The sequence below is a fragment of the Candidatus Poribacteria bacterium genome, from assembly GCA_026706025.1.
In the GTDB taxonomy this organism is placed as follows: domain Bacteria; phylum Poribacteria; class WGA-4E; order WGA-4E; family WGA-3G; genus WGA-3G.
On record JAPOZO010000034.1, the window covers coordinates 90,572 to 98,636 of the forward strand.

Sequence of the window (8,065 nt, forward strand, 5' to 3'; positions counted from 1 at the left end):
AGATACTATAGCACTCGGACTCCCGCCTAACAAAAGAGTCGCATCGCGGGCGACTGCACTTGTCGCGTCAGTCTGCGATGCAACACCAAAAACCCGCGATACTTCGTGTAAGAGACAACTAACATCAAGGGATTTGGCTTACACTAACTTAAGCAAAAATCGTGCCAATCGGTGAAATCGTGATATCCAGCCCTGTTATAACTTTGTCCGTCAAGGCGATACGCGGGATCCAGACTGGACGCGATGTGATCGGATTGCTTAAAGTCGTTTTTCGTCGAGTGTTTCAAAATGAAACAAGTTTGGAAGCGGTATAGGTTGCGGAGCCTTTGATAAAGCGGGTTACAGCGTGTTGTGTTCCAATATGAAACGCTGTTTCATATTGGAACACAATTTTTAGGGTAGCAGGTTATATTGCTTCAATTTCCGATAAAGTGTGGTTCTACCGATGCCTAACGCCCGTGCTGCATCGGTAATATTATTGTCCGTCACTTTGAGAGCGCGGACAATGGCTCTGCGTTCAACTTCGTCAAGCGGAAGAATAACAGGAGTATCCGTCGGGCTGCCTGTAGCGGTTTGTGAGTCCTCTTGTGTGAGATGCGAAGGGAGGCTTTGTGGTTGCAGCTGGTCTGTTGTCTCAAACAAAACGGCACTTTCAATGGCGTTTTTCAGTTCGCGCACGTTACCGGGGAAATCATGCTGCATCAACATCTGTAAGGCATTAGCAGAAATGGCACGAACGGGTTTTTCGGCGGCTGCGGCAGATTTTTTCAGGAAATGATATGCCAAGATAGGAATATCTTCGCGCCGTTCTCTTAGCGGCGGAACCATGATTTGGAACGCTGCAAGTCGATGGTACAAGTCAAAGCGGAAGTCGCTCTTTTTGGCGGTATCCGTTAAATTCTGATGCGTGGCTGTTAGTACACGGATGTCAATGGCGATGGTCTTTGTGCCACCAATCCTCTGAAACTCCCGTTCTTCTAACACACGCAGCAACTTCGCTTGTAAAGCCAGTGGCATATCCCCAATTTCATCGAGAAAAAGTGTGCCGGTGTTTGCTTGTTCAAACTTCCCGATCCGCCGCTTGGTGGCTCCGGTGAAAGCACCGCGTTCATGGCCAAATAACTCGCTCTCAATCAATTCGGCTGGTATTGCAGCACAATTGATGGCAACGAAAGGTCCCGATTTTCGCGGGTTGTTATCGTGTATTGATTTTGCGACCAATTCTTTGCCGGTCCCGGTTTCGCCTTGAATCAGGACGGTAATATCCCCTGCTGCCGCCGTTTGAATTTGGGTGAATAGGTGCTGCATTTTTTCGGTTTTGCCGATGATTTCACCAAAAGAATGGTTCGTCTCAAGTTTGGTTCGTAATGCCATAATCTCCTTTTCATCTGCTGGATATGAACACCTTTTGACATGTCGCGGTAACTCATACCATTTCTGAGTAACGGCTTCTGGTTAATAAAAAACCGGTTAGTAGTCGCACAATTTTGAGACGTACCCGCCTAAATGCGCCCTGCCTTATTGCGCCTCAGACATTCGCCTTGCTATGAATTCCAAAATCTCTTAAATGCGAATTTATTTTTCAGATTTGATATTATAGGACTTACGCATTTCCTCTTAAAGTCATCTTGATAAGCGGGATTTATTTAAAAGTCAAAAATCTATCATCTTGTACTAAGTTTGAGCAAGTTTTATTGTATTTCATGTAATGCAAAACAAAAATAGAGCCTTCACATTACTATAACGCGTATGTTAGAATGAAAGGTTGCATAAAATAGACATTAGACATGATAATTGGTAAATTGTGTGTTCTTGTCCACTGGTTTTTGGTCATCCGACAAACACATTTTTACTTAATTAAAATGGCAAAAATGAAGACAACTCGCAAATGACACCGCTAAAAGACAACAAAACAACGTGAAATATATCCTAAGCGTTAATTCGCACAATATGTTCTTAAATCGTTATAATGTCTGATTAAACTAAGCTTTGGACAATTTTCAGCGGGTGGGCAACATAGAAGAAACACCCCAGCAAAAACTCCCCTACACAAGATACATAGCACTCCTAATGAGTTTAAGAAATAAAATGGGTAATTTACTCCAGACCCGGTAGGTGCGGTTTCCTAACCGCACCATAGGTGTCAATTTAGTGATTTTTTGATGGCATTTTAGCATAAATGATATAAACATGCCGCCCTTACAGGGCTGAGGAAACGAGGGAAACGCGTTTCTATAAACATTGCGTCCCTACGGGACTGAAGAGGGCTTTGAGATCTTCAAGGTTTCCGCGTAGTATCCGGTTCGGTTAGGGGATTTAGTCTGGGAATAGACTAAATCCATTCCTTGTATTACATTCCGAACCTACCGGACCTGGGTCCGAGGCGGTTTTTCTCCTTAAATTGACGCTTATGGTGCGGTTTCCTAACCGCACCATAGGTGTCAATTTAGGGGTTTTCTCAGCATTTTGGCGTTCCACAGATGCCGCAGAAACACCCTATCAAATACCCCCTACGGGGCTTGGGTCTATGGTGTTGGCGCGTTCTACACAGATGCCGCCCCTACGGGGCTAAAGAGAATATCACGGCATACAAGGTTTGCGTCTAAGATCAGACGGAGTTAGGAACCGCGAAGAAATACGCAGAAATACCCCTATCAAATACCCCAAGCAATACGCAGAAATACCCCAGCAAAAACTCCCCAAGCAAATACCCTAAGCAAATAAACCCTACAGGACTGAAGAGGGTTTTGAAGTCTTCAAGGTTTCCGCGTCGTATCCGGTTCGGTTGGGAATGCAGATCGCATGAATCAACGGTATGAATGCCTTATGGGCATTCCCCGGGGTGAGTACACCGCAAAACCGAACCTATCGGTCCTGGGTCTGAAACGGTTGTTGTTTCTAAAATTGACACTTATGGTGCGGTTAGAAACCGCCCCTACCAGTGAAGTGCGTAAGTCCCGTTAAGATAACAGAGGATAGAATGCCTTTCTATAATTACAGTAGTTTGGGCAATTCATGTCGCATTTCAGTTGCGTTCTGAAAGGTTGAAAGGGTTTTCTTTGGTGTTTCATCTGCCACAGAACTTACCAAAAAATAACGGTAACTGGTAATATGCCACAGGCTAACAGCCTATGCTACAAAAAACTGTCAAAACTTGGGAATATGCCACAGGCTAACAGCCTATGCTACAAAAAACTGTCAAAACTGCGGAAAGGGTGCATGGTCTCTGAGGTATCGAAAAGTGCCTATATCAGGTCCACGGAGAGAAAAAATTGACAAAAAAGCGTGAACGCTTTACAATAGATGAAAAAACAGAGGTAGGACAGAGGATGAAAATTGCAATATGCAACGAGATGTTTGAAGATTGGAAAATCGAGGATGTATTCACTTATGCCGCTGAACTCGGATACGAGGCAGTCGAGATTGCCCCGTTTACCTTAGCAGATTCAGTGTTAGACATCAGCCAGACTGAACGGACACGTATCCGTAAGGCGGCGGCAGATGCGAAGATAGAGATTGCGGGGCTGCACTGGCTGCTGGTTTCGCCGCCGGGGTTGTACGTTAATCATCCAGATGCCGAGATTCGCGAGGAGACACGCGATTATTTCCTGGCACTGGTAAATCTATGCGCGGATTTAGGCGGAGAGGTGATGGTCATCGGTTCACCGCAACAACGGAATGTGATGGACCCACTTAGTTTCGATGAGGCGTGGGAGTACGCACGGGCGACTTTCTCTGAAAGTGCTGCACTGGCAGGTGAAAGAGGCGTTATGCTGTGTATGGAACCGTTGTCAAGCGATCAGACGAACTTCATCACGCACCCTGATACAGCCGTTGAGATGGTGAAGGCTGTCAATCACCCAAATTTCGAGATGATTCTGGATGTGTGTAGTACAGCGAAAGAGGGGATAGATATGCCGACGCAGATCCGTAAACACGCGCCGCACGTCGCACATTTTCATTCCAATGACGACAACGGCTACCTCCCCGGTTCTGGCGGTGTGGACTATCCACCGATTATTGAGGCATTGAAAGAGATTGATTATAAGGGTTATGTCTCAACAGAGGTCTTCGATTTCAAACCGGATCCGAAGACGATTGCGGAACAGAGCATCGAATTTGTGAAGTCGCTACTGTAGGAGAAATTGATGGACAACACTATCCACGAATGCTACACCGAGTATACGACGCTTAGAAGTGAGATGGGACGTTGGCTGAAACAGAGTATGCTACTGGATCCACCGGGTCCGAATGATGGTGGCGAAGATGAAGCGAACTATGCGCTGGCGTGGTTTCCGCATTATCTTATCACTGGCGATGCGACTGTCCTGCAGCATTTCGATATGCTGAAAGCAGCACTGATCGGTTGGGTAAAGCGCGATTGTCTTCACGGCTATGAACCGAAGGCGGAGGCACATCACGGACCGGAACCGTTTCTGCTGTTTCTGCCTCGTTATATCGGTTTGATGCCAGCGGACACGGAAGCCACCGATCTATTGACGGACGCAGCAGAACATATCGGCAATTGGGTACCAGAGATTCCAGCGTGGTATGATTATGACCGAGATACATTTATCGGTTACAACATCGGTAGCCGTGATGTGAGGAACGACGAAAAGAACGCTTATGAGATGGCGGAGCATTTCCGATTTATTCACATCGCGCTTGCGGCGTATCGTGTGACAGATGAAGAACGCTATTTAACATGGTCGCTGCGGTATGGCAGAAAGCGTGCGGAACGGCTGATTGCGGCACCGGATCCGATGCCGTTGATCTGGACACTTGATGGTGAGGGACTTGATGAAACCGCGGTCAACGCGAAGAATTTACAGCGGCTCGTGGCAAGTACGCATCACATCGTAGGGGACCCACTTGCTGGTATTGAAGTGCTGTTGGCTTCTGGTGCCATCTATGCGTTGGGCGATCTCTATCTGTTGTCTGGAAAAGAGATATTTAAAACGGCGGCAAAACGAATTGTAGAACCGCTTGTGTCATCATTGGGTGATCCGTATAACGATCCGGCGGCGGCGGCGTTGAGTTACTACCGTTGGACATTTGAAGACACCGATTTTGATGCGGCGATCCGTGTGGCGTTAGCGGATTTGCCTGACGAACCACCAGAACTACTGGCGTTGGTTTTTCCGCAAGAGACGCGTCGCCGGGAACCCGGTGTCGGGAAACGATCGGATATGGCATATTGGGGAGAATGGTCAGATGATGGCTCTGTGAGACCGATTCGGGAACCATCAACGGCTACTTTGACGCTGGCGTATCAGGTGACGGGTGAGGCTGGCTATGCGATGCGTGCCCTCCGAAGTGCTGCGAGGCGTTTGGGTATGGCGCGGCGGGTGTTGCGCGGTGGACGGGAACATGCGGATATGGGAGGCGCGGTCTGTTCAGTTGCAGCAGGACACGGACGGAATTGGGGACAAGGTGCTGTCACTGCGTGCTATGGTCCTTTGCTTCTGGGGACGCGTGAGGTACAGAGTGAAGTCACACAACTTTTGGAGATCAAACAAAACAACGGAAACAACCATCCACCGCCGAGGCTTCTCTCTCTCGTGCGCCCCATTTTAGGAAGCAAGGAAGGGAATGCGGAAGCAGTATTCTATAATGGTGGCGATACATCGCTTACATTTTCGTGGCGGTTCCGAAGCACAAGCGAAATATCAACGTGGCATGAAGAAACGCTTACGGCACAGGAAAGTAAAAAAAGAATATTGTAACTGCCCTTAATTTCCGAAATGCTGGGCAACGAGTACTAAGTCGAGAATGTTAACGATCCCGTCGTCATTCACATCAGCCTCTGGATCCGCTTCTCCAAATCGAGAAGCGACAAAGGTGAGATCCAAGATGTTGACCATCCCATCTGCATTTACGTCATAAGGCATCTCAGGTGTGACCAGATCGAAGCTGGTTAGTTCAAAGATGATATCCTGACTTGTCTCAAATTTAACAGGTCCGAGATCGGGTGCGAGCCACTGGTAAGAGGTAGAACGACTTGATCCGACTGCAGCGGTGGTTTTTGTGCCTATCCGAATTTTCAGACAGTTCTCAAACGTGCCAGCCGGTGTAACCACGTCTTCTATAGCAATAACTTTATTAGTACTGGAGACTGTAACGTCACCCACCAGATATACTTCCGTTTCTCCGATGGTCTCCCACACTTCCCCAACTTGAAGTGTTGGTGGAAAAAAGACAGCAGGTGGTGAAAATTCCAGACGCGATACACCGAACACATCACCAAGTTCTGCGACAACTTTATGGAGTTTCATCCCTTCCGCATCGATCTCAATAAGGAATGTGTTTGTATTAATCGCGCTTGTCCCTAACACCTCTGTTATAATTTTAAGGGTGCGAAACTGTTCGCCACTGAGTTCTTCTTCGGGTGTCTCAAGCGTGTAAGTGATACGTTCAGCACTATCTGTGCTTTCTAAGACCCAAGTATTCCCAATATCTGCGGGATAGTAGTTCTGTGCAGATGCTGTGCTAACGAGTGCACAGAGTATCGCCGTGAGCAATACGGTATTTATAGTCACTTGATCCTCCTTTTCTTAAGTGAGGCGCGGTCGCGAAGTACGCCTGCCGTATGCTAAAAAACGCCTTGATGGTGACATCAAGGCGTTTAATTGAATCGTGTTGATAGTTGTGTCTCCTACTTGAGGATAACCATCCGTCGGGTTGCAGCAAAATCTGTGGTCTGGAGCGTATAGAAGTAGATACCACTTGAAACACGCTCGCCAACCGAGTTTTTACCGTCCCAATACGCGGCAGTTGATGGTGTCATGTAGGAACCTATCGGTTTCAGCCCTAAATCGAGCGTGCGAATTAGGTGCCCCGCGACATTGTGAATATGGATTGACACCTCAGCCGATTTGCTTAACTGATACGGAATCCACGTTTCAGGGTTGAACGGGTTCGGGTAATTCTGTGCCAAAATGGTATCTTTTGGTCGCACGTCGCCGACAGTGAGCTGCAGACTGAGGAAGGCGTTGCGAATGTCAGCCGTTGAAACGGTGCGTTGGAAGGGACCGGAGACGGTATTCCCGCGTTCGTCATAAAGGACGATTTCGAGTTTATCGCCAGCTTCAACAACACTCTTGCGGTTGAGATCTGCCCAGACAGCAGCAGAACGTTTCGCTTCGCTTGTGACAGTCTCCGTAGCGATGGTCCCGGTACGGAGGTTTTTTGCGACGAGGATGTATCCTGTGTCTGTCGCCATGTCGCGGATGTCACTGGTGACGACGAACGCCCAAGTGTTTTTATTAGTGGAAAGTGTAGGTGCAGCGGGTGCGTCATCAGCGGCTTCAGGTTGGTTATCCCACGCTTTACCGGTGAACTTTACCATACCGCCAGCGGGTGTATTGACAATATACCCCATGCCCCCGTCAATGCCAAAACCATCCCCTTCATCAAGGGAGGTATAAGCACTAAACTGCTGAGTTGTCAGATCTAATCGGATAACAAGGGTTGCCTCCAACATTGCTGCCAATGATTTTGCGGTATAAGGCTCTTCTGGCATCAATGGGATAGAAATCATGTTTAAACCGGGCTCAAGGGTCACATCGAAACCCCATGCTTTTGGCATCATCGGTTCTTCAACCATTGGTTCTGCAGGCACTTCAACCTCAGTGCCCTCTTCGACAGTTTCCTCGGTAGTCTCCTCAGTTACCTCTTCAGTGATTTCCTCGGTAGTCTCCTCGGTGACCTCTTCGGCAGCTTCCTCGGTAGTTTCCTCGGTAGTTTCCTCAGTCGGTTGCATATCCTCAGCAGCTGGCATCTCTTCAGCAGCCGGTTCAACTAAGTTGTAACTTGCCAAGTCAAAAACAATACCCCTTGTATCATCTAAGAATTTAACGGGGCCCACATCGGGTGCGAGCCATAGGATTTCACGCTCACGTACAATTGTAATTGCCGTGACGGCTTTTCGATTAGTCTCCACCTTAACACAATCTTTGAATACGCCGATGGAAGTTTCAACGTCCTCAATTGCAACCACTTCTATAGTGCTGGTAATGGTTGCTGCTCCCACGAGTTGCAGTTCTGCTTCCGTCACAATCTCCCA

At 47.8% G+C, this 8,065-nt stretch carries 5 protein-coding genes; 2 read left to right on the forward strand and 3 right to left on the reverse strand.

Translation table 11 applies throughout. The annotated features are described in order from the left end of the window. Window positions 1–393: 393 nt before the first annotated feature. Window positions 394–1,374, reverse strand: coding sequence for a sigma-54 dependent transcriptional regulator (locus tag OXH00_08015; GenBank protein MCY3740951.1), 981 nt, complete (start codon window positions 1,372–1,374; stop codon window positions 394–396). 1,955 nt (window positions 1,375–3,329) lie between these two features. Here OXH00_08015 and OXH00_08020 point away from each other — a divergent pair. After that, window positions 3,330–4,139 (forward strand): sugar phosphate isomerase/epimerase, encoded by an 810-nt coding sequence (locus tag OXH00_08020; protein ID MCY3740952.1) that lies wholly within the window; start codon window positions 3,330–3,332, stop codon window positions 4,137–4,139. Window positions 4,140–4,148: 9 nt separating this feature from the next. Then, the gene (locus OXH00_08025) at window positions 4,149–5,726 is read left to right on the forward strand and encodes a hypothetical protein (protein MCY3740953.1); all 1,578 of its coding nucleotides are present in this window, start codon (window positions 4,149–4,151) and stop codon (window positions 5,724–5,726) included. A 6-nt stretch (window positions 5,727–5,732) separates the two neighbouring features. On the opposite strand, the gene OXH00_08030 is transcribed toward OXH00_08025, so the two are convergent. Beyond that, complete coding sequence (locus OXH00_08030) at window positions 5,733–6,539, reverse strand: hypothetical protein (protein MCY3740954.1); 807 nt, start codon at window positions 6,537–6,539, stop codon at window positions 5,733–5,735. Window positions 6,540–6,655: 116 nt separating this feature from the next. Next, on the reverse strand, window positions 6,656–8,065 hold a 1,410-nt coding region (locus OXH00_08035; GenBank protein ID MCY3740955.1), incomplete at its 5' end, for a T9SS type A sorting domain-containing protein.